Annotated in this window: 18 protein-coding genes; 3 read left to right on the forward strand and 15 right to left on the reverse strand. The window is 72.1% G+C overall.

The window, feature by feature from the left end; all coding sequences use genetic code 11:
* Nucleotides 1-54 precede the first annotated feature (54 nt).
* From DRB89_RS29400 to rimP, 8 genes are all read right to left on the reverse strand, one after another.
* Complete coding sequence (locus DRB89_RS29400) at nt 55-3,576, reverse strand: serine protease (RefSeq protein WP_239516385.1); 3,522 nt, start codon at nt 3,574-3,576, stop codon at nt 55-57.
* 254 nt (nt 3,577-3,830) lie between these two features.
* Entirely contained in the window at nt 3,831-4,739 is a 909-nt protein-coding gene (truB, locus tag DRB89_RS29405) for a tRNA pseudouridine(55) synthase TruB (RefSeq protein ID WP_112451249.1), read from the reverse strand.
* Nucleotides 4,736-5,200, reverse strand: coding sequence for a 30S ribosome-binding factor RbfA (gene rbfA, locus DRB89_RS29410; RefSeq protein WP_112451250.1), 465 nt, complete (start codon nt 5,198-5,200; stop codon nt 4,736-4,738). The genes truB and rbfA overlap by 4 nt, the downstream gene beginning before the upstream one ends.
* Before the next feature lie 28 nt (nt 5,201-5,228).
* Nucleotides 5,229-5,522, reverse strand: coding sequence for a DUF503 domain-containing protein (locus DRB89_RS29415; RefSeq protein ID WP_030161467.1), 294 nt, complete (start codon nt 5,520-5,522; stop codon nt 5,229-5,231).
* Between the two features lie 160 nt (nt 5,523-5,682).
* The gene (infB, locus tag DRB89_RS29420; protein ID WP_112451251.1) at nt 5,683-8,841 is read right to left on the reverse strand and encodes a translation initiation factor IF-2; all 3,159 of its coding nucleotides are present in this window, start codon (nt 8,839-8,841) and stop codon (nt 5,683-5,685) included.
* 151 nt (nt 8,842-8,992) lie between these two features.
* A complete protein-coding gene (locus DRB89_RS29425) occupies nt 8,993-9,280 on the reverse strand; it encodes a YlxR family protein (RefSeq protein ID WP_112451252.1) in 288 nt (95 codons plus the stop codon).
* 194 nt (nt 9,281-9,474) lie between these two features.
* Nucleotides 9,475-10,515 carry a transcription termination factor NusA gene (gene nusA / locus DRB89_RS29430; RefSeq protein WP_112451253.1) on the reverse strand — a complete coding sequence of 347 codons (1,041 nt, stop codon included), beginning with the start codon at nt 10,513-10,515 and terminating at the stop codon, nt 9,475-9,477.
* 2 nt (nt 10,516-10,517) lie between these two features.
* Nucleotides 10,518-11,015 (reverse strand): ribosome maturation factor RimP, encoded by a 498-nt coding sequence (rimP, locus tag DRB89_RS29435; RefSeq protein WP_112451254.1) that lies wholly within the window; start codon nt 11,013-11,015, stop codon nt 10,518-10,520.
* Between the two features lie 644 nt (nt 11,016-11,659).
* Here rimP and DRB89_RS29445 point away from each other — a divergent pair.
* Nucleotides 11,660-12,874 (forward strand): acetate kinase, encoded by a 1,215-nt coding sequence (locus tag DRB89_RS29445; RefSeq protein ID WP_112451277.1) that lies wholly within the window; start codon nt 11,660-11,662, stop codon nt 12,872-12,874.
* A 62-nt stretch (nt 12,875-12,936) separates the two neighbouring features.
* Nucleotides 12,937-14,367 carry a pyruvate kinase gene (gene pyk / locus DRB89_RS29450; RefSeq protein ID WP_112451278.1) on the forward strand — a complete coding sequence of 477 codons (1,431 nt, stop codon included), beginning with the start codon at nt 12,937-12,939 and terminating at the stop codon, nt 14,365-14,367.
* A gap of 121 nt (nt 14,368-14,488) precedes the next feature.
* Here the strand turns inward: pyk and DRB89_RS29455 are convergent, their stop codons facing one another.
* The 4 genes from DRB89_RS29455 to DRB89_RS29470 form a co-directional block, all read right to left on the reverse strand.
* Nucleotides 14,489-15,808: a hypothetical protein gene (locus tag DRB89_RS29455; protein ID WP_112451279.1), complete on the reverse strand. Its 1,320-nt coding sequence runs from the start codon at nt 15,806-15,808 to the stop codon at nt 14,489-14,491.
* On the reverse strand, nt 15,798-16,370 hold the full coding sequence (locus tag DRB89_RS29460) for a DUF6114 domain-containing protein (protein WP_112451280.1): 573 nt from the start codon (nt 16,368-16,370) through the stop codon (nt 15,798-15,800). The genes DRB89_RS29455 and DRB89_RS29460 overlap by 11 nt, the downstream gene beginning before the upstream one ends.
* A gap of 114 nt (nt 16,371-16,484) precedes the next feature.
* A complete protein-coding gene (locus tag DRB89_RS29465) occupies nt 16,485-17,126 on the reverse strand; it encodes a DUF6230 family protein (RefSeq protein ID WP_112451281.1) in 642 nt (213 codons plus the stop codon).
* Between the two features lie 602 nt (nt 17,127-17,728).
* A complete protein-coding gene (locus DRB89_RS29470; RefSeq protein WP_112451282.1) occupies nt 17,729-18,733 on the reverse strand; it encodes a tetratricopeptide repeat protein in 1,005 nt (334 codons plus the stop codon).
* Nucleotides 18,734-19,020: 287 nt separating this feature from the next.
* On the opposite strand from DRB89_RS29470, the gene DRB89_RS29475 reads away from it, so the two are divergent.
* Nucleotides 19,021-19,683 carry a TetR/AcrR family transcriptional regulator gene (locus tag DRB89_RS29475; RefSeq protein ID WP_112453846.1) on the forward strand — a complete coding sequence of 221 codons (663 nt, stop codon included), beginning with the start codon at nt 19,021-19,023 and terminating at the stop codon, nt 19,681-19,683.
* On the opposite strand, the gene DRB89_RS29480 is transcribed toward DRB89_RS29475, so the two are convergent.
* The 3 genes from DRB89_RS29480 to DRB89_RS29490 form a co-directional block, all read right to left on the reverse strand.
* Nucleotides 19,625-20,173 (reverse strand): hypothetical protein, encoded by a 549-nt coding sequence (locus DRB89_RS29480; RefSeq protein WP_112451283.1) that lies wholly within the window; start codon nt 20,171-20,173, stop codon nt 19,625-19,627. The two genes, DRB89_RS29475 and DRB89_RS29480, sit on opposite strands and share 59 nt — an antisense overlap.
* Before the next feature lie 34 nt (nt 20,174-20,207).
* Nucleotides 20,208-21,908 carry a methylmalonyl-CoA mutase family protein gene (locus DRB89_RS29485; protein WP_112451284.1) on the reverse strand — a complete coding sequence of 567 codons (1,701 nt, stop codon included), beginning with the start codon at nt 21,906-21,908 and terminating at the stop codon, nt 20,208-20,210.
* Nucleotides 21,909-21,996: 88 nt separating this feature from the next.
* Nucleotides 21,997-22,326 carry a DUF3817 domain-containing protein gene (locus DRB89_RS29490; protein ID WP_112451285.1) on the reverse strand — a complete coding sequence of 110 codons (330 nt, stop codon included), beginning with the start codon at nt 22,324-22,326 and terminating at the stop codon, nt 21,997-21,999.
* Nucleotides 22,327-22,354 lie beyond the last annotated feature (28 nt).

Genomic DNA, 22,354 nt, shown 5'->3' on the forward strand with positions numbered 1-22,354 from the left:
ACCGCTCTCCTCGCCCGAACCGTGTAGGCCCTGTACTGGTTGCCGATTGCAGGTCTAAGACTGCCATGCCGGTGGCCGGTGCCCATCATCGGCGTCGGCCCGGCGGGAGACGCCGTGACCGAGCGTCTCCACCGTCCGGCGCGCGCTCGGCCCCAGCAGCGCCGCCGCCTCTTCCGGTGCCCGCGCCAGCCAGTGGGCGACGAGCGCTCCGAAGGCCGGTTCGGCCCGCGCCAGCTCGACCGTGCGCCGCTCGAACACCTCCGGTCCGCCCGGCACCCGCAGCAGTTGCCGGCCGGTGCGGCGCAGCAACTGCCGCGTACGTTCCTCCGGGCGCGCGGCGGCCCCCGCCGCGAGCGCGCGCAGGAAGGCGTCGAGCACCTCGGGATCGGGCTCCTCGCGCAGCAGTACGTCGGCCAGTTCGCCCCGGAGCGTGTGCGAGGCCTCCGTGCCCGGCGCGGCCAGTACGGCGGCCAGCGCGGCCCGTACCCGCGGCGGGCCGGAGCGCAGCAGGTCCAGCACGAGCGGGCGGAGCACGGGCGCGGCGGCCAGCCCCTGTTCGAGCCTGCGGTCCACGAACCCGGCGGCGTGCGCGGCGTCCTGCGGGTGGCCCGCCAGGTGCTCCCGTACGAGCTCCGCGGCGCGCCGCGCCAGCCCCGGCGTGGTCAGCGCGGCCAGTGCGCGCACCACTTCCCCGTCGGCCCGGTCCCGCAGGGCGGCGAACACCGCGTCGGGGTCGGGCAGCACGGGCAGCGCCGCGACCAGTGCGGAGGCGGGCAGCCGCGTGGTGCGCCCGGGGTCGCGGAAGCAGGCGAGCGCGTCGGGCAGGTAGCGGGCGCGGACCTGGGGGTCTCGGAGCAGGATGCCCAGCGCGCTGCCGTGCAGGGGGGCGTCGTCGGGGCGGGCGAGCAGGGCCTGCGCGGCGTAGCGCAGCAGCTCGCGGTCGGCGGGGGTCCGCACGTGCGGGGCGGTGGCCGGCCCGTAGGCGGCCGCGGCGACCCGCCGGCCGGGCCGCGGGTCGTGGGCCCAGCGGTCCACGGCCCGGCTGAGCGCGGAGGGCTCGTCCTCGGCGAGTACGGCGAGCAGTTCGTCGGCGCGGGGGTGCGCGGCGGTGACGAGCGCCTCGGCGAGGTCGTCGACGGCGAGCCGCCGGTGGGTGTGGAGCAGGGCCTGCGCGGCGGTGGCGACGGTGGCCCCGGGCCGTCCGAGCAGCCGCCGCTCGTCCGGGAACCAGGCGCAGAGCAGCGGCTGCACGAGGCGGGGGGCCCGGGCGAGCCGCCGGGCGGCGGCCTCGAGGTAGCGGTGGTCGTGGGGCACGAGCAGCCGCAGCAGGTCGAAGCGGTCCGCCTCGGCCAGCCGCAGCCGGTTCCAGAACCATCCGCCGAACTCGTCCGGGCCCGGATGCGCGGCCGGATGCGAGGCCGGATGCGAGGCCTCGCCCGCCGAAGGCTCGCGGTCGGTGCGCGCCACGTGTGCGGCCAGTGCGTGCAGGACGGGCAGGTGGGGGGTGGCGTCGGGGGCGCGCAGCAGGGTCTCGCGCAGGAGCCGGGCGGCCCACCAGAGGGCCTCCGGTTCGGCGGCTTCGCCGAGCACCGCGAGGAGCCGTGTCTGCGCCGCGGAGCTCTCGCCGGGCGGGAGGCGCAGCAGGGCCTCGAGCACCGGCCCGACGCGGTGGCGGGGGACGCCGCGGCCCAGGCCTTCGAGGGCGGCGGGGAGGTCCAGGTGCACGGCTTGGAGCCAGTCGGAGAGTTCCTCGTGTTCGAAGCGGTAGCCGTCGCCCGCGGGCACCAGCAGCCCCTCGGCGAGCGCGGCGGAGGCCCAGCCGGTGCGCCAGGGGAACAGTTCCTCGAAGGAGGCCCGGTCGAGCCGGCCCTGTCCCGGCCCGAGGCACCGCCGCGCGGCCTCGTGGGCCCGCCCGGCGACGCGCGCGGCCAGCCTCGCCGCCCCAGGTCCGTGCACCCCGTCCTGGTCCGCCGGCCCGGCCCCGGCCCCGTCGCCGCCGGTGTCCGCGGCCGTGTCCACACCACCGGCGGGGTCCCCGTCGACGCCCGCGCCCACACCCCCGGCGGGGTCCCCGTCGACGCCCGCGCCCACGCGGCCGGCCGGTCCGCGGGGCTGCGGCAGTACCGCGCAGACGCGGACGGCCACCCGCAGGCACAGCAGGTCCAGGTATGCGGCGAAGACCTCGTCACGGGACGGCCGCCCGGCGGTGACCCCGGCCGCGCGGACCTGCGCGAGGAGCCGCAGCGTGAGCGGGTGGCGGGCGTCGGCCTCCCCGACCGCGCCGGCCGGGATCCCCAGGCGGGTCCGGGCCGGCTCCGCCTCCTCCGGGGTGAAGTCGCCGACCGGGAGTGCGGGCGGCAGCCGCCGGGCCGGCCGGGCCGGGGTGTGCAGGAGCTCCGGCGGGTAGAGCGCCCCGGCCGGCTCCCAGTGCTCGGGCCGGGCGGCGAGCACCAGCCGGGTCCCGGTGGCCCGCAGCCAGGCGGCGGTGGCCGCGGTCCACGGGCCCAGCACGTGCGCGAGCCCGGGCGGCATCTCCTCGGGCGCGTCCAGGACCACGAGCAGGGGCCGCCCGGCCGAGGCCACCAGCGAGGCCGCGGCCGAGGCCGTCGTCGCGGGGCCCGGCACGGCCAGGATCCGCGAGGCGCCGGCCAGCGCGCGCGTCGCGGCGTCGGCCAGCGAGGTGTCCCCGGCCCGCAGGTCGGCGCCCCGGAGCCAGAGGGTCGGGGCGGGGTCCGGGCCGTGGGCGCGGCGTACGGCCAGGGCCGCGAGGGCCGTGGTGCGGCCGGTGCCGGGAAGGCCCACGAGGGCGAGGACGGGGCGGTCCCCGGCGGTGAAGGCGTCCAGCTCGGCCGCGATCGCGGGGCGGTCCACCAGTTCCGGTCCCAGCGCGGCGAAGGCCGCGCCGAGGGTGGTCCCGGTGAGCTGGAGGGCTCCGGCGAGGTTCAGGTCGGTGCCGTGGCCGGGCACGGTGGAAGCGTTGGCGCGCAGCAGTGCGGCGAGGGGCCCGCCGGGATCGGCGGCGGCGGCCGCCGCGAGCGGCACGGCGAAGCCGCCGCGGCGCCGGCCGGAGGCGCGCAGGTCGGTGCCCAGTACCGCGAGCACCGCTCCGGTGCGGGCGTCCAGCACCGGTCCCCCGCGGATCTCCCCGCCCAGGGTCAGCGCGTCGCGTCCGTCGGTCCCGATCGCCAGTTCCAGCGCGGCCGGCAGTACGTGGGAGCGGTCCGACGCCTGGTGGGTGACCTCGGCCCCGCCGAGCACCCGCGCCTGCCGCCAGCCCCGCGCGGCCAGCCGTACGTACGTCCCGGGAGTGATGTCCTCCCGCGGAGCGATCGGCAGGGGCCGCACGCCGAGCCCGTCACTGCGGACGAGCGCGAGTCCGAGCTCCGGCAGGGCCGTCACGTCCGAGCTGCCCGCCGGGCAGGTCCGCTCCCCCGGGGCCGGGCCGTGCAGGACCATGCGGGCCATGCCGTCCACGGTCTCGTGGCCGGTCACCACCGTCCCGCGGTCGTCGGCGACGAAGCCGCTGCCCCGCGGCCGCCCGGTGAGATCGCAGATCCTGACCAGTTCCGCCGTCACCGCACCACTCCCCGCCGCGCGCGCCCCGTATGCACGACGGTAGGCAGATGAAGATCAGCGGGAAAAGCACGCGAGGCGAAAGCGCCCCCTTACGCTCCCTCCATTCACTCCGAGCGCCTGCTCGGACGGGTGAATATCGAAGTCCGGGTGGATAGAGACCTACCCGAGGGGGGTCGTGGAGCGGTGAGCGGCAGTCCATGTGCGCTCACCGCTCCACGTCAAAATGCGGTCCGGCCGGGCCGGCCGGAGCCGGTTCAGACGAAGACCGCCAGCGACTTCGCCTTGCCGCCCTTGCTCTCCACGAGACCGAGCAGCTGCCCGTCCGGCCCGTAGACGGCGATCGCCCTGCCGGATTCGTACTCCTCCGGCATGTCGATGCGCACGCCGTTCGCCAGCAGGGACGCCCGCCGGGCGTCCAGGTCCCAGCGCGGGAACGCGGCGGCGGCCGCGTCACCGATCGGCATGACGGTCAGCTCCTCCTGGAGCTGGTCGAGGGTGCGCGCCCGGTCGATCTTGTAGGGGCCCACCCGGGTGCGGCGCAGTGCCGTGAGGTGGCCGCCGACGCCGAGGTCGGCGCCCAGGTCGCGGGCGATCGCGCGGATGTACGTACCGCTGGAGCAGACGACGGAGACGATGAGGTCGACGACCTTGGTGCCGTCCTCGGCCTGCGCCTCGCGCATGTCGTACACCTGGAACGAGGAGACGGTCACCGGTCGGGCCGGGATCTCGAACTCCTCGCCGTCGCGGGCGCGCTTGTAGGAGCGCACGCCCTTGATCTTGATGGCGCTGACCTTGGACGGGACCTGCATGATCGCGCCGGTCAGCTTGGCGACGCCCTCGTCCACGGCCTCGCGGGTGACGCCGGCGGCGTCGGTCGACGAGGTGATCTCGCCCTCGGCGTCGTCCGTCAGGGTGTTCTGGCCCAGCCGGATGGTGCCGAGGTACTCCTTCTCCGTGAGCGCGAGGTGGCCGAGGAGCTTGGTGGCCTTCTCGACGCCCAGGACCAGCACGCCCGTCGCCATCGGGTCGAGCGTGCCGGCGTGGCCGACGCGGCGGGTCTTGGCGATCCCGCGCATCTTGGCGACCACGTCGTGCGAAGTGAAGCCGGACGGCTTGTCGACGATGACCAGGCCGTCCGGAGTCTTCCCTGCGTTGGTGCTCATTCCGCGGTTGCGCCCTCGTCTGAGTCGTCGGCGTCCTCGTCGTCCGGCTTCTTGTACGGGTCGGCGTCGCCGGCGTACTGGGCGCCGGAGGACACCTCGCGCACCTGGGCGTCGGAGGTGCGCGCCTTCTCGAGGAGGTCCTCGATGCTCTTGGCGGTCTCCGGGAGGGCGTCCGCCACGAACGTCAGGGTCGGCGTGAACTTGGTCTGCGCCGCCCGGCCGACCGCGGAGCGCAGTACGCCCTTGGCGCTCTCCAGGCCCGCTGCCGCACTGACCCGTGCCTCGTCGTCGCCGTACACCGTGTAGAAGACCGTGGCCTCCCGCAGGTCGCCGGTGACCCTGGTGTCCGTGATGGTCACGTGCGTACCGAGGCGGGGGTCCTTGACACCGCGCTGCAGCTTCTCGGCCACCACCTCCCGGATGAGGTCCGCCAGCTTCTTCGCCCGCGCATTGTCGGCCACTGGTCCGTCTCCTTCTTAAGTCTTGCGGTCAGTCTTCATCACCGTGGAGGCGCCGTCGTACCGACAGCAGCTCCACTTCCGGACGTGCCGCGACCAGCCGCTCGCAGCGGTCCAGTACATCCGAGAGGAACCCCGTGTCCCCACTCACCAGAGCGACCCCTATACGGGCCCTGCGGTGCAGGTCCTGGTCGCCCACTTCGGCCGCGCTCACAGAGAACTTGCGCTGGAGCTCGGCCACGATGGGCCGGACGACGGAGCGTTTCTCCTTCAGCGAGTGAACGTCGCCGAGGAGCAGATCGAAGGACAGAGTCCCCACGTACATGCAGTTCCGGATATCCCGCCGGTGCGGGTTCGGTGGCCTGCCGGCCGTCGCGCGGCAGGGTCACCAGAACCGTACACGCAACGGCCGGGGCCGATCGACGGATATTCCGCCGACCGGCCCCGGTGTTACGCGTTACGACACGGTGCGAACCGCCTGGCGCTTACGCGCGGGGCTTCTCGCGCATCTCGTACGTCGCGATGACGTCGTCGATCTTGATGTCGTTGAAGTTACCGAGGTTGATACCGCCCTCGAAGCCTTCGCGGATCTCGGTGACGTCGTCCTTGAAGCGGCGCAGACCGGAGATGGTGAGGCTCTCGGCGATGACCTTGCCATCGCGCAGGAGCCGCGCCTTGGTGTTGCGCTTGACCTCGCCGGAGCGGATGAGGACACCGGCGATGTTGCCCAGCTTGGACGAGCGGAAGACCTCGCGGACCTCCGCCGTACCGAGCTCGACCTCTTCGTACTCCGGCTTGAGGAGACCCTTGAGGGCCGCCTCGATCTCCTCGATGGCCTGGTAGATCACCGAGTAGTAGCGGACGTCGACACCCTCGCGGTCCGCCATCTGCGCGGCACGGCCGGCCGCACGGACGTTGTAGCCGATGACGATGGCGTCGGAGCCCATCGCCAGGTTGATGTCGGACTCGGTGACCGCACCCACACCGCGGTGCAGGACGCGGATGTCGACCTCTTCGCCGACGTCGAGCTGGAGCAGCGAGGACTCGAGAGCCTCCACCGCACCGGACGCGTCGCCCTTGATGATGAGGTTGAGTTCCTGGACCAGACCGGCCTTGAGGACCGAGTCGAGGTCTTCCAGGGACACCCGGCGGACGCGCTTGGCGAAGTTGGCGTTGCGCTCACGCGCAGCACGCTTCTCGGCGATCTGACGGGCCGTGCGGTCCTCGTCGACGACGAGGAAGTTGTCGCCGGCGCCGGGGACGTTGGTGAGACCCAGGACCAGGACGGGGGTCGCGGGACCCGCTTCCTCGACGTTGTTGCCCTTGTCGTCGAGCATGGCGCGCACTCGGCCGTAGGCGTCGCCCACGACCATCGTGTCGCCGACGCGGAGGGTACCGCGCTGGACGAGGACGGTGGCGACGGCACCGCGGCCGCGGTCGAGGTGGGACTCGATCGCAATACCCTGAGCGTCCTGCTCCGGGTTGGCGCGCAGGTCGAGCGAGGCGTCGGCGGTGAGGACGACGGCCTCGAGCAGGGAGTCGATGTTCAGACCCTGCTTGGCGGAGATGTCGACGAACATCGTGTCGCCGCCGTACTCCTCGGCGACCAGACCGAACTCGGTGAGCTGACCGCGCACCTTGACCGGGTCGGCACCCTCGACGTCGATCTTGTTGACCGCGACGACGATCGGGACGCCGGCGGCCTGGGCGTGGTTGAGCGCCTCGATCGTCTGCGGCATGACGCCGTCGTTGGCCGCGACCACGAGGATCGCGATGTCGGTCGACTTGGCACCACGGGCACGCATGGCGGTGAACGCCTCGTGACCGGGGGTGTCGATGAAGGTGATCTTGCGCTCTTCACCGTTGACCTCGGTACCGACCTGGTACGCACCGATGTGCTGCGTGATGCCACCGGCCTCGCCCGCGACGACGTTCGTCTTGCGGATGGCGTCGAGCAGTCGGGTCTTACCGTGGTCGACGTGACCCATGACGGTCACGACCGGCGGACGCGGCATGAGGAATTCCTCGCCGCCCTCGTCCTCGCCGAACTCGATGTCGAAGCCCTCGAGGAGCTCGCGGTCCTCTTCCTCCGGGCTGACGATCTGAACGACGTAGTTCATCTCGCCGGCCAGCATTTCGAGGGTCTCGTCGGAGACGGACTGCGTGGCGGTGACCATCTCGCCGAGGTTCATCATCACGGCGACGAGCGACGCCGGGTTGGCGTTGATCTTCTCCGCGAAGTCGGTGAGGGAGGCACCGCGGGACAGGCGAACGGTCTCGCCGTGACCACGCGGCAGCATGATGCCGCCGACCGACGGGGCCTGCATGGCCTCGTACTCCTGGCGACGCTGGCGCTTGGACTTGCGACCACGACGCGCGGGACCACCGGGACGGCCGAAGGCACCCTGCGTGCCACCACGGGCATTGGGACCACCGGGACGCCCGGCGAAGCCGGGACGACCGCCGCCACCGGCACCGGCCGGACCGCCGCCGAAGCCGCCACCACCGGGACGGGGACCGCCGAAGCCGCCACCGCCGCCGGGACGCGAGCCCGGACCGGCCGGACGACCGGCGAAGCCGCCGCCCGCGGGACGACCCGCGCCACCGGCACCGCCGGGACGGGGACCACCGGCACCGGGACCACGGCCACCGGGGCCGCCACCGGGACGGGGACCGGGACCACCGGCAGCGGGACGCTGCGGCATCATGCCCGGGTTGGGACGGTTACCGCCGGGAGCACCACCGGGGCCACCGGCACCGGGGCGGGCGCCCTGCGGACGCGGCATGCCGCCCGGGGTCGGACGGCCGGCACCGGCACCCTGGGGACGCGGAGCGCCGCCGGGGCCGCCCTGCGGACGGGGAGCGCCACCCTGGCGGTCACCGGCGCCGGGGGCACCGGGACGGGGAGCGCCGGCCGGACGGGGCGCCTGCGGGCGCGCCATGCCGGTGGAGCCACCAGAGGTGAAGGGGTTGTTGCCCGGACGGGGACCGGCCGGACGGGCGCCCTGCGGACGCGGTGCCTGCGGACCACCGGCGGAACCGCCGGCGGGACGCTCGGCACGCGCCGGAGCGGCACCGGCCGGACGCGGGGCGCCGGGACGGGCGCCGGCCTGGCCGCCCTGACCCTGCGCCGGACGCTGCTGCGCCGGACGGGGGCCGGGAGCCGCAGCGGCGGGACGCTCGGTGCGCGCCGGGGCGGCGGCCGGAGCCGCCGGAGGCGCGGAGAACTCGGTCGCCACGGGAGCCGCCGGAGCGGGCTTCGGGGCGGCCGGGGCCTTCGGGCCGGGACGCGGGCCGGAGGCGGCCGGAGTCACCGGGGCGGGCGCCGCGGCGGCCGGAGCCTCTGCGACGACCGGCTTGGGGGCCGGTGCGCCGGGCTTCGGCGCTCCGGGACGTGCGGGACCCGGGGTCGGGGCCCCGGGCTTGGCGGGCGCCGCGCTACGAGGCGCGCCCGGCTTCGCAGCGCCCTTGCCGGCGTTGCCGCCGGGGCCCTGCAATGCGTCGGTCAACTTGCGTACAACCGGCGCCTCGATCGTCGAGGACGCCGAACGGACGAACTCACCGAGTTCCTGGAGCTTGGCCATGACGACCTTGCTCTCAACTCCGAACTCCTTGGCGAGTTCGTATACCCGGACCTTAGCCACTTCGCTCCTTTTAGGTCCGGGTTACGCCGGACCGTGTCTACTTCATGCTCGTACTCATCGCGTACTCATCGAGGGGTGCTCATCGCAATCTCGACCTACTTCCAACTCGCGAGGTACCTGACCGCACGGTGATCCGTGCCGTACTACTGGCTTACGGTGTCGCCCCGGCCTCATCGGCCAGGGCATTGCGCAGGCCCGCCGTTTCGAGCGGTCCGGTGGACTTGAAGGCCCTGGGGAACGCCCGGCGGCGGACCGCCTGGTCGAGGCAGACCACGGCGGGGTGCACGTAGGCACCCCGGCCGGGCAGCGTACCGCGAGGATCGGAGACGCATTCGTCACCGATCGCCACGATGCGCAGCAGATCGCTCTTGGCCGCTCGCTCCCGACACCCCACACAGGTGCGTTCGGGGCATGCGCGGGCTTGCGTCCGGCCAGACACGCTTAAGTCTACCTCCCCGCACCGACCTCACCCCTTCGGGCGAAAAATCGAACGGATGTTGTCGTGATCCTTCGGGCCGGGCCCCGCCGCCCCTCGGAGGCGGGCCGCCGCATGCCGGGACCATGTCTTCTGGTGGGCCCCGGGTCGCCCCAGGTTCCTGTCTACCGTCCGGTCAGCCCCGGGCGGTACCGGATTTATTCCCCGCGGCGCTCGTCGCGCCGGTCGTCCCGGCGCTCGCCCCGGTCGCCCTCGTCCGAGGGCTGCTCGGTGTCGGGGCGGATGTCGATGCGCCAGCCGGTGAGGCGGGCGGCGAGGCGGGCGTTCTGGCCCTCCTTGCCGATGGCCAGCGACAGCTGGTAGTCGGGCACGATCACCCGGGCGGAGCGGGTGTCCCAGTCGACGACGTCGACCGCGTTCACCCGGGCGGGCGACAGCGCGTTCGCGACCATCTCCGCCGGGTCGTCCGACCAGTCGACGATGTCGATCTTCTCGCCGTGCAGCTCGGCCATCACGTTGCGCACGCGGCTGCCCATCGGGCCGATGCAGGCGCCCTTCGGGTTGAGGCCCGAGCGGGTGGACCGTACGGCGATCTTGCTGCGGTGACCGGCCTCACGGGCGATCGCGCAGATCTCGACGCTGCCGTCGGCGATCTCCGGGACCTCCAGGGCGAACAGCTTCTTCACCAGGTTCGGGTGGGTGCGCGACAGGGTCACGGACGGACCGCGGACGCCCTTCGCCACCCGCACGACGTACGCCTTGAGGCGCAGTCCGTGCGTGTACTCCTCACCGGGCACCTGCTCCTGCACCGGCAGGATGGCTTCCAGCTTGCCGATGTCGATGAGGACGTTCTTCGGGTCCTTGCCCTGCTGGACCACGCCGGTGATGACATCACCCTCGCGGCCCAGGAACTCGCCGAAGGTCAGGTCGTCCTCGGCGTCGCGCAGACGCTGCAGGATCACCTGCTTGGCGGTCGTCGCGGCGATGCGGCCGAAGTCCGACGGGGTGTCGTCGAACTCCTTGGCCTCCTGGCCCTCTTCCAGGTCCCTCGGGTCCTCGGTCGCCCACACGATCACGTGACCGTTGGTGCGGTCGAGGACCACGCGTGCGCGCCGGAAGCTTCCCTCGGTGCGGTGGTACGCGATGAGGAGGGCCGACTCGATCGCCTCGACGAGGAGGTCGAAGGAAATCTCCTTCTCCCGGACCAGACCCCGCAGGGCACTCATGTCGATGTCCACGGCTACGCCTCCTCTTCCTTCTTGTCCTTGCGGTTGAACTCGATCTCGACACGCGCCTTGGCGATGTCGGTGAATGCGATGCGCCGGGCGGTCGCCTTGCGGCCCTTCACGCCCGGGACTTCGAGGTCCATGCCCTCGTCGTCCACTTCGAGAATGCGGGCGATCAGTTCCCCGCCGTCCGAGGTCTGGAACTTCACGAGACGGCCGGTCGCCCGGATGTAGTGACGGGGCTCGGTCAGCGGGCGGTCAGCGCCCGGCGAGCTCACCTCGAGGACGTACTCGTCCTCGCCCATCGCGTCGGTCTCGTCCAGCAGGTCCGAGACCTCGCGGCTCAGCTCGGCACACGCGTCCAGCTCCACGCCTTCGTCGGAGTCCACGATGATGCGCAGCATCCGGCGCTTGCCGGCCTTGGACGTCTCGATCTCCTCGAGGTCCAGGCCCTTGGCGGCGACGAGGGGCTCCAGCAATCCGCGCAGCCTGTCGCTCTGGGTGGTGCTCATCCGGGTGACTCCTCGGCCGCGTGTGCTGTTGTGGTTTCCGTCGTGCGTCAGGTCAAAGGGTATCCGGTCGCGGAGGGTGTTGCCGTCCGCCCTGTGGACGGGGCCCCGGGTACCGTGATCACACCCTGCCCCGCCATCAGCCCAGCCAGCACCCGGAGGACGTCGCCGTGCCCTCGATCCTGCCGTCGCGAAGAAGCCTGTTCGGCGCTGCCGCGGGCTTCGCCGGCGCCGCGCTGCTCAGCGGTTGCTCCGACGGGGACGCGCCCGGCGCGGAGCCCGAGATTCCACTCGAACGGCGGATGCGCGAGAGCGCCGTTCGTGAAAGTGAGCGACTGCTGGAACGTTACGACGCGACGGCCGCCACGCATCCGGCCCTGGCCCAGCGGCTGGCTCCGCTGCGCGCCTCGGTCGCGGCGCACACCGCGGCCCTGGCCGAGACCCGGTCCCCGGCCCCCTCCCGGTCCGCCCCGCCTTCCCCGTCCTCCGCAACCGCCTCCGCAACCGCCTCCGCATCCGCTCCGGCGGCCGCCGGGGCCCCGGGGGCCGGCGCCGAGCCGGTGCCGCCGAAGCCCGCCGAGGCGCTGGCCGCCCTCTCGGACAGCGAGCGGAGCCTGGCCCCCCACACAGAAGGAAAGACCCCCATCGTGACCGCATCGCGCGTACTCGTCCTCAACTCCGGCTCCTCGTCGGTGAAGTACCAGCTGCTCGACATGGCGGACGCCTCCCGCCTGGCGGTCGGCCTGGTGGAGCGCATCGGCGAGGAGACCTCGCGGCTCGTCCACGAGCCGCTGACCGGACCGGGCGCCGCCGGCGGCAAGCGCGAGCGGGTCGGGCCGATCGCGGACCACGAGGCCGCCCTCAAGGCCGTCGCGGCGGAGCTCGCCGCCGACGGGCTGGGCCTGGACTCCCCCGAACTCGCGGCCGTGGGCCACCGGGTGGTGCACGGCGGGACCAAGTTCACCCACCCGACGCTGATCGACGACGCGGTGCTGGCCGAGATCCGCGGCCTGATCCCGCTCGCGCCGCTGCACAACCCGGCGAACGTGACCGGCATCGAGGTGGCGCGCACGCTGCGCCCGGACCTGCCGCAGGTGGCGGTCTTCGACACGGCCTTCCACTCGACGATGCCGGAGCACGTGGCCCGGTACGCGATCGACGCGGCGACGGCGGACAAGTACTCCATCCGGCGGTACGGGTTCCACGGCACCTCGCACGCCTACGTCGCCCGGGCCACGGCCGTCCTCCTCGGCAAGCCCGAGGAGGACGTGAACGTGATCGTGCTGCACCTGGGCAACGGCGCCTCGGCGTCGGCCGTCCACGGCGGGGTCTGCGTGGAGACCTCGATGGGCCTGACCCCGCTGGAGGGGCTGGTCATGGGCACGCGCTCGGGCGATCTGGACCCGGCGGTCGTCTTCCACCTGGCGCGCGCGGGCGGGCTGTCGATCGACGAGATCGACTCGCTGCTCAACAAGAAGAGCGGTCTGCTGGGTCTGTGCGGAGACAACGACATGCGCGAGGTGCAGCGGCGCGCCGAGCAGGGCGACGCCTCGGCGCGCCTGGCGCTGGCCTCGTACATCCACCGGCTGAAGAAGTACATCGGCGCCTACTCGGCCGTGCTGGGCCGGGTGGACGCGGTGGCCTTCACGGCGGGCGTCGGCGAGAACTCCTCCTCGATCCGGGAGATGGCCCTGGCCGGCCTGGAGGAGCTGGGCCTCGCGCTCGATCTGGAAGCCAACGCCGCGCGGTCCCCGGAGCCGCGGCTGGTCTCCGCGGAGTACGCGCGGGTGGCCGTCGCCGTGGTCCCGACGGACGAGGAACTGGAGATCGCCAGCCAGGCGTACGCGCTGGTTACCGGTTAGTCACTTGGACTTTCCACCAGACGGAATATTCCGCTACGAAACAAACCGATAGGATCCGCTCCATGCGCCGTTCCAAAATCGTCTGCACGCTGGGCCCCGCCGTCGACTCTTACGAGCAGCTGAAAGCGCTCGTAGAGGCCGGTATGAACGTGGCCCGATTCAACTTCAGCCACGGCTCCCAGGCAGAGCACCAGGAGCGGTACGACCGCGTCCGGAAGGTTTCCGCGGACACGGGCCGTGCGGTCGGCGTCCTCGCCGACCTCCAGGGCCCGAAGATCCGCCTGGAAACCTTCGCCGAGGGTCCCGTCGAGCTCGTCCGCGGTGACGAGTTCACCATCACCACCGAGGACGTCCCGGGCGACAAGTCCATCTGCGGAACCACCTACAAGGGTCTGCCGGGCGACGTCTCCAAGGGCGACCAGATCCTGATCAACGACGGCAACGTCGAGCTCCGGGTGACCGAGGTCGAGGGCCCCCGGGTCCGGACCATCGTCATCGAGGGCGGTGTCATCTCGGACCACAAGGGCATCAACCTGCCGGGTGCCGCCGTCAACGTCCCCGCCCTGTCGGAGAAGGACGTCGACGACCTCCGCTTCGCCCTGCGGATGGGCTGCGACATGGTCGCCCTCTCCTTCGTTCGTGACGCCGACGACGTCAAGGACGTCCACAAGGTCATGGACGAGGTGGGCCGCCGGGTCCCCGTCATCGCCAAGGTCGAGAAGCCCCAGGCCGTCGCCAACATGGAGGGCGTCGTCGCCGCCTTCGACGCGGTCATGGTGGCCCGTGGCGACCTCGCCGTCGAGTACCCGCTCGAGAAGGTCCCGATGGTGCAGAAGCGCCTCGTGGAGATGTGCCGCCGCAACGCCAAGCCGGTGATCGTCGCGACCCAGATGATGGAGTCGATGATCACCAACTCGCGTCCGACGCGCGCGGAGGCGTCCGACGTCGCCAACGCGATCCTCGACGGCGCGGACGCGGTCATGCTGTCGGCCGAGTCCTCGGTCGGCGCCTACCCGATCGAGACCGTCAAGACGATGTCGAAGATCGTCGAGGCGGCCGAGGAGGAGCTCCTGTCCAAGGGCCTCCAGCCGCTGGTCCCGGGCAAGAAGCCCCGTACCCAGGGCGGCTCCGTCGCCCGCGCGGCCTGCGAGATCGCGGACTTCCTCGACGGCAAGGCCCTGGTCGCCTTCACCCACTCCGGTGACACCGCCCGCCGGCTCTCGCGCTACCGCGCGATCCAGCCCATCCTGGCCTTCACCACGGACGAGGGCACCCGCAACCAGCTCACCCTGAGCTGGGGCGTCGAGTCCTACGTCGTCCCGCACGTGGACAACACCGACTCCATGGTCGACCTCGTGGACGCCGAGCTGCTCAAGCTGGGCCGCTACAACACGGGCGACACCATGATCGTCACCGCCGGTTCGCCCCCCGGCGTCCCGGGCACGACCAACATGGTCCGCGTCCACCACCTGGGCGGCGGCGCCCGCGACTGACGTCGCCCGCGACCGCACCGCTTGAAACTCTGCCGCACAGAGACCGAGGGCGGCACCCCGGATCCACGAAGGATCCGGGGTGCCGCCCTCGGTGCGTGCGGCCGCGCGAGGCCGTACGCGCTTACTCGGCCGGGCCGATGTAGTTCTTGAGGCCCGGCACGGTCAGGGTGCCGCCGAACTGGCCGGCCTGGACGACCTTGGCATTCGTGAAGAACGCGAAGGGGACGTTCAGCGGCGGCGGGCTGTCCGGGGTGAACTCGATCGGGATCAGCCCGAAGAGGTTGCCCGTGAGGCTCTCGGTGTACATCGTCACCTTGGCCCCGCGGATCTTCGAGGTCGAACCCGGACGGGACTTCAGGTGCGCGACCTGGGAGCCCTTGCCGACCGTCTGGTACAGGTCCTTGATGTCCAGCGAGTCCGCCGTGAACTTCAGGACCTTCTTGGTCTTGCCGCCCGCCGTCTTCACCTCGACGATGCCCTCGTAGTCCAGGCCGTAGAGGGTCAGCAGCGAGCTGTCGAGGTACCAGGGCTCGTCGGGGAGGAGCGGGATGCCCTGCTCCAGCTCGGCGTCGGCCAGGGCCTTGGCGTCGTGGGTCGGGCAGGGGAAGGGCTGCTTCCCGTCCGCGTCCTTCCCGTCCGACGCCTTGTCCTTGTCCTTGTCCTCAGCCTTGTCCTCGTCCTCGGCGCCGCCGGTCTCGTCCTTCGGCGTGGCCTCGGTGTCCTTGACCTCGTCGGAGAGCTCCGAGACCTCGGCGCCCGCCCGCTTCGCGGCGTCGCGGATCGCGTCCGCGGCCGGGTCCGGCGCGGTGGCCGCGGGCTTGTCCGCCGGCTTCGGGGCCGTCGGGGCGGGCGTGGTCGGGGCGGGCGCGTCGGGATCGTTGCGCAGCGGCTTGCCGAGCTCGTCGAAGAAGCCCTTGATCGCGTCGCCGACGCCCAGCGGGTCCAGCGGGTTGGTGGCCTTGGCCGCCGCGGCGGGTGCCGCCGGAGCCTCGGCCTGCTGGGCGGCCGGCTTCTCGGCGGGCTTGTCCGTGGGCTTCGCCGCCGGCTTGGACGCCGAGGGGCTGGCAGTCGGGGAAGGCACCGCGGTGGGCGACTTGCCCGGTGAGGGCGTCGTCTCCGGGGTCTTCGAAGGGGTCTTGGACGGGGTCTTGGAAGGCGTCTTCGACGGCGACGGGGAGGCGGACTCCGCGGGCTCGTCGGACCGCGTCACGCACGGTCCGGGCGCGAAGGGGATCTCCTTTTCGTCGGCCACGGCCAGCTTCGGCGCCATTCCCATGCCGACGAAGACCGCGGTCGGCATCGCCGCCAGCGCCATCGTCTTGCCGACGGGTATGTGGAACTTGGTCAGCAGCGACTTCCTGGGCGCCGCGTGGCGCGGGCCCTTCCTCTCACGGGACTCCGCACCCGGGGCCTCGCCCCGCTGCGTTTCGTCACCCCGCACTGTTCCTCCCGCCATCGGCATGGGCAGTCGTCTCGCTCGCGTATGCCGTTTCCGTCGCACGGGGGCCCGGGATGCCCTGGGGGCCCGCCATCGCCTCGGTCTTGCCGAAGTCCACGGCCTGAGCCGTGTTCCCGGTGTCCGTCTCGTCCGCCGGCTTGCCCGGAACCCAGGCCAGCGCGAGACCGCCGCCGACCAGGGCGGGGATGAGGCCCAGACCGAAGCCGCCGAGGTTCGACACCGGCAGGGACACGAGCCCCAGCAGGATCGAGGCGACGCCCGCGAAGATCCGTACGCCCTGCTGGAACCAGAGCGTCAGCCCCAGCGTGATGAGGAGGACACCGATGATCAGCGAACCGGCACCGGCCGTCGTCGCCATCGCGATGGTGACGTTGCCGAGCCGGACGTCCGCGTACGGGAAGTACGCGATGGGAAAACCGGCGATGAGCGTGACCAGTCCGGCCCAGAAGGGGCGGTGACCGCTCCACGCATGGAAGCGGTAGTACACCATCGTGAGCCAGGCGTCGTCTTCGGCGCGCACGTAAACCGGGGCCTGGGGGTTCATGGACAACAGCTCCCTGGAAACGGGTGGTACTGAGAACTATGTGGAGCCCGGACGGGCGGGCGACGGCGGCCGCGGCCGGCACCGCCCACCCGTCCGGTTATGCACCGGGAGCGACTACTTCACGTCCTGGTAGCAGGGCTGGTCGCCACCGAGGAGGCGCAGCTTGAGGTCGGGCAGCTTGAAGGTGCCCGCCGTCGTCGCCCACGCCTTCTGGCGCACGTTCGACAGCACCGCGCGGTCCGCACGCTGCGAGAACGCGTACGGGCTGGCGACCGTGCCGGCCTGCGGCTTGGTCTTGTGGCTCGCGTCGCCGACGGCGATGCCGATGTCCAGGTTGGTGAACTCGGCGTCGGTGTCGAGCTCGGCAACATCCAGGTAGATGTTGTCGGCCACCGCGGGCTTGCCCGGCTTGGTGCCCGTCTGCAGCTTCAGCGTGATGTTGCCGAGCGGCGTCGGGGTGACCAGCGACTGGCACATGTTGGTGATCTCGGCGTGGCTGAACCCGGAGATGGTGACCGGGTGGTGCTGCACATTGCCCTTGAGGTCGTGACCCTCGGCAATGCCGCCGTACTGGATCAGGTTCTGACCGTCGAGCTTGTCGGCCGAAACCTTGAAGTCCTGGCCCGAGACGGCGAAGGAAGCCGCGAGGGCACCCTGCGCCAGACCCACACCGACCACGGCCGTGGCCGCGATGCTCGGAACCATGACGAGCGCGAAGCGCTTCCATCTGGTCCCGCCACGAATCTGAGAACTCATTTCGTTCCTCCTTCTCGGACGTACATCTCCGGTCCGGGCGGTGCCCGTCCTGGGATGGGAGAAGTGCTACGTCCTCGGGAAGGAGCGCAAGCGAGCGGGCCGCGGCAGAGCCGCGTCCGGTACACCGGCGTTCACCCCCGAGCGACAACCACTTGGCCACGCGTTCGCGCAACCTCGGGACAGGCTCCGCCGCGTGACGAAGACCCCCCTGTCCCACGGCCGGTGCCACTGCCACCGACCGGCCCGGTGGGGACCCTCCACCGCGGCTCCGGATGAGCGGCTCTGCGGGAAGGACCGAGCGTCGCCGATCGTGGTCCATTCGCGGCCGGGGCACAAGGGGGTTCGTTACTGGCGGGTAACGGCCAGATAACCTAAGGAAGACCTGCTGCCGTCGGGCCGCAACACAGGGTGTCACCAAGGGCCACGACAGATCGGGGGAAGAGTGAACACACCGGACAGATCACGGGGTTCGATTTACTGCGAGTAACAGCGGCCGCGATTGCCAAGTTTTGGCAAAGCGCGGCCGCTGTTTGTCTGTGTGTCAATAAATCTCCGGCGCCGGACGAGCGCCGGACAAGCGCCGGACCGGCATCGCGCCGGTGCTAGAACAGCACGCGCGCGAGCGCCGTCCGCGCCGACGTCACGAGCGGACTGTCCGGCCCGACGGCCTCGAACATCTGGAGCAGGCGCACCCGTACGGCATCGCGGTCGTCACCGAACGTCACGCGTACGGTGTCCACCAGGCGCGCGAAGGCGTCCGCCACGTGCCCGCCGGCGAGGTCCAGGTCGGCGGCGGCGATCTGCGCCGCCGGATCGCGCGGGTTCTCGGCCGCCGCGGTACGCACCGCCTGCGGGTCCATGCCCTTGACCCGGGCGAAGAGTTCGGCCTGGGCCAGGCCCAGCTTGGCGTCGCTGTTGCCGGGGTCGGCGGCCAGTACGTCCTGGTAGGCGCGCACCGCTCCGTCCAGGTCGTCGGCGTCCAGCGCCTCGACCGCCGCGTCCAGCAGCGCGTCGTACGGGCCGACCGGCTCCTCGTCGGATTCCGGCCGTGCGCCCGTGCCGGCGCCCTCGGCGGCGGGGTCCACCGCGACGCCGATGACCCCGAAGCGCTCCTCGGCGACCTGCACCAGCTGGGCCAGGACCGCCCGGACCTCGTCCTCGGGCGCGAAGTCCTGGAACAGGGGCATCGCCTGGCCCGCGACGAGCGCGAACACGGCCGGGAGGGCCTGGATGCGGAACTCTCGGATCAGGTTCTGGCTGGCCGCCGCGTCCAGGGCGGCCAGGGCCAGGCGCCCGTTCGCCTCGACCGTGAGCCGCTCCAGCAGCAGGCTCAGCTCGCGGCCCTGCTCGAAGCCGTCGGCGCGGAAGTCGAGGATGACCGGAACCTCGCCCGAGAGCGGGACGACATGGCTCTCGAACTGGGTCTCATCGGTGTCGAAGACGAGCGCGGACGGCGGGAGGGCCCCGGCGGACGCGGGCGCGCCGCCCTGAGCGGCCTTCCGGGCCGACTCGGCCCGGGCCTGCTCGGCCTTCGCCTTGGCCTCGGCGGCCGCCTTCACCGCGGCGAGGTCGACGACGCCGCTCATGGACATGTTTCTGGGCTGCATGCGTACATCCTCCCCCGTGCTCGCGTGCCGACGAAAAAGATCGGCCGAAACGAACCGATCGCGGTACCGGGCGTGCGGTTCCGCCGCACTCCCGGTGCCGTTCGTGCTCTGCGTGCTCTACGTGCTGTGGCGCCGGGTCCCCACCTGGCGCCGGTAGCTCTTCGCGTGGTTGTCGCTCTTACGCTACGAGTCGTAGCGTAACTCCCTTCACCCGCCCGCGCCCCGTGATCTGAAGCACACCTCCGGGGCCCGCGGCGGTTCCCCTACCGGCGGGTATGGTCTCGGCCATGCGCAACCCCAGCTCAGACACCCCGCCCCCGCCCGGCCGCACCGGCCGCCCGCGCAGCGCGGCGGCGGACGCCGCGATCCTGGCCGCGACGCGGGACGCGCTGGTGGAGCTGGGATGGTCGAAGCTGACGATGGGGGACGTCTCGGCCCGGGCCGGCGTCGCGAAGACCACGCTCTACCGGCGCTGGTCCGGCAAGAGCGAGCTGGTCGTGGACGCCGTGGCCGAGCTCTTCGACTCCCTCGAACTGCCCGACCGGGGCTCGCTCGAGGCCGACATCGAGTACGTGGTGCTCCGGTTCGCGGAGCTGCTGCGGCGCCCGGAGGCCCGGACGGCCCTGATGGCGGTCGTCGCCGAGTCCACCCGGGACGATGCCCTGCGCGACCGGATCCGGTCGGCGATCGTGGACCGGCAGAAACGTCTCGTCGTCCTGGGTCGCGAACGGGCGCAGGCCCGGGGCGAACTTCCCTACGAGGAGGACGAGTCCCTCGCCGGCCGCACCACCGACCTGATCTTCGACGTGATCGCGGGCACGGTCGTGCACCGCGCGCTGGTCAGCTCCGAGCCGGTGGACGAGCTGTGGGTGGCCACGTTCACCGCGCTGCTCATGCACGGCCTCCAGGGTTCCGCCGGCGGCCCTTCCGGCCCCGCGCCGGCGGGGTGAGCACCGCGGGCCCGCCGCCGTCCGACAGCGGCAGGAACTCCGGGGACCAGGCCGGGGCCGACCGGATCAGCGCCTCCGAGCGCGGGTTGTGGCCCGGCCAGGGCCTGGGACGGCCCGGCCAGTCGGCCCACCGCAGGCTGTCGGCCTCCTCCGGCGGCAGCAGCCCCGAGGCCACCAGGGCCGCGCGGCCCGCCTCCAGTCCGGCCAGCCGGTAGCCGTACTCGGAGGAGTCCACGTCGTGGAACCGGGCGTCGGTGAGCAGCACCGAGGCCGCCACCCCGTCCAGCCCGCGCACGATGCCCGCCCGCACGCAGGGCACGTAGAACTCGGGCAGCAGCGCGGCCGGCACGGCGTTCAGGACCTCGGTCAGCCCGTCCCGGCCGGGCGGCTCGAAGTCGGCGGCGATGTACGCGTACGGCCCGCAGTTGGTCTGCATGAGCACGCGGGCGCTCACCCCGTACACGGGAACGGGAAGGCGGCGGCCGGTCATGGCCGCCACCTTAGGGCCAGGGGGTGTCTGGCCGTCAGAAGCCGGGCGGCTCCGTGTAGGTGCCCCACTCGTCCCGCAGCAGGTTGCAGATCTCGCCCATCGTGGCCTCGGCGCGGGCCGCGTCCAGCATGGCCGGGATCATGTTCGACCCGTCGCGGGCGGCGGCCAGCATGGCGTCCAGCGCCGACTTCACCTTCGCCTCGTCACGGCCGGCCTTGCGCTCCGCGAGCTCGCGGACCTGTACGGTCTCCACCTCGTGGCTGACCCGCAGGATCTCCAGGTCGCCCGTGACCGAGCCGTGGTGGCAGTTGACGCCGACGACCCGCTTGTCGCCCTTCTCCACCGAGCGCTGGTACTGGAAGGCCGATTCGGCGATCTCCCCGGTGAACCAGCCGTCCTCGATGCCGCGCAGGATGCCCGAGGTGATCGGGCCGATCGGGTGCTGCCCGTTCGGGTGGGCGCGCAGCCCGCGCTCCTTGATCTGCTCGAAGATCTTCTCGGCGTCGGCCTCGATGCGGTCGGTGAGCTGCTCGACGTACCAGGAACCGCCCAGCGGGTCGGCCACGTTGGCCACGCCGGTCTCCTCCATCAGCACCTGCTGGGTGCGCAGGGCGATCTCGGCGGCCTGCTCGCTCGGCAGCGCGAGGGTCTCGTCGAGGGCGTTGGTGTGCAGCGAGTTGGTGCCGCCGAGGACGGCCGCGAGGGCCTCCACCGCGGTGCGCACCACGTTGTTGTAGGGCTGCTGGGCGGTGAGGGAGACGCCGGCCGTCTGGGTGTGGAAGCGCAGCCACATCGTCTTCTCGGACTTCGCCCCGTACACCTCCTTCATCCAGCGGGCCCAGATGCGGCGGGCGGCGCGGAACTTGGCGATCTCCTCGAAGAAGTCGAGGTGCGCGTCGAAGAAGAAGGAGAGCCCGGACGCGAAGTGGTCCACGTCCAGCCCGCGCGAGAGGCCCAGCTCCACGTACCCGAAGCCGTCGGCGAGGGTGTAGGCGAGCTCCTGCGCGGCCGTGGCCCCGGCCTCGCGGATGTGGTAGCCGGAGACGGAGAGCGGCTTGTAGTCGGGGATGCCGTTCGCGCAGTACTCCATGAGGTCGCCGATGAGGCGCAGGTGCGGCTCGGGTTCGAAGAGCCACTCCTTCTGGGCGATGTACTCCTTGAAGATGTCGGTCTGGAGCGTCCCGTTGAGGACGGCCGGATCGACGCCCTGGCGCTCGGCGGCGACGAGGTACATGCAGAAGGCGGGCACGGCGGGCCCGGAGATCGTCATCGAGGTGGTGACGTCGCCGAGCGGGATGTCCTTGAAGAGGACCTCCATGTCGGCGGCGGAGTCGATGGCGACCCCGCAGTGGCCGACCTCGCCCAGCGCGCGCGGGTCGTCGGAGTCCCGGCCCATGAGGGTCGGCATGTCGAAGGCGACGGAGAGCCCGCCGCCGCCGGCGGCCAGGATCATCTTGTAGCGCTCGTTGGTCTGCTCGGCGTTGCCGAAGCCGGCGAACTGCCGGATGGTCCAGGTCCGCCCCCGGTAGCCGGTGGCGTGCAGGCCCCGGGTGTAGGGGTACTCCCCCGGCCAGCCGATGCGCTCGAAGCCCTCGTACGCATCGCCGGGCCGCGGCCCGTAGACGGGATCGACGTCATCCCCGGAGAGCGTGGTGAAATCGGCCTCGCGCTTGCGGGCCTTGTCGTAACGGGCCTGCCAGCGACGGCGGCCTTCCTCGATGGCGTCAGCGTCCATACCCGTGAATTTACTAGGACGTCCTAGTAAATGTCGATGGCCAACCCCCGGAGAGTCGTCTCCGGGGGGGGGTGGCGGGTGTCGCGGGTCAGGCGCGGGCGCCGACCGGGCCGCCCTCGACGAGGGGCTCGACCTCGGCACGGATCGTGCGCTCGACGAAGAAGGCGGCGAGCGGGATGGTGCCCGAGACCAGCACCCACAGGAGCTTGCCGAACGGCCACTTGGCCTTGGAGCCCAGGTCGAAGGCGAACACCAGGTAGATCATGAACAGCACACCGTGCGCCTGCGAGACCGCGAAGGTCAGGTCGGCACCGGTGTCGAAGCCGTACTTCGCCACCATGCAGGAGCAGAGGATCAGGAGCATGACCGCGGTCACGTAGGCCATGACGCGGTAGCGGGTCAGCACGCTTCGTTTCATGCCGTCGAGCCTAGCCGTCCGATGCGCA

Origin of the sequence: Streptomyces sp. ICC4, assembly GCF_003287915.1 — a bacterium.
In the GTDB taxonomy this organism is placed as follows: domain Bacteria; phylum Actinomycetota; class Actinomycetes; order Streptomycetales; family Streptomycetaceae; genus Streptomyces; species Streptomyces tritrimontium.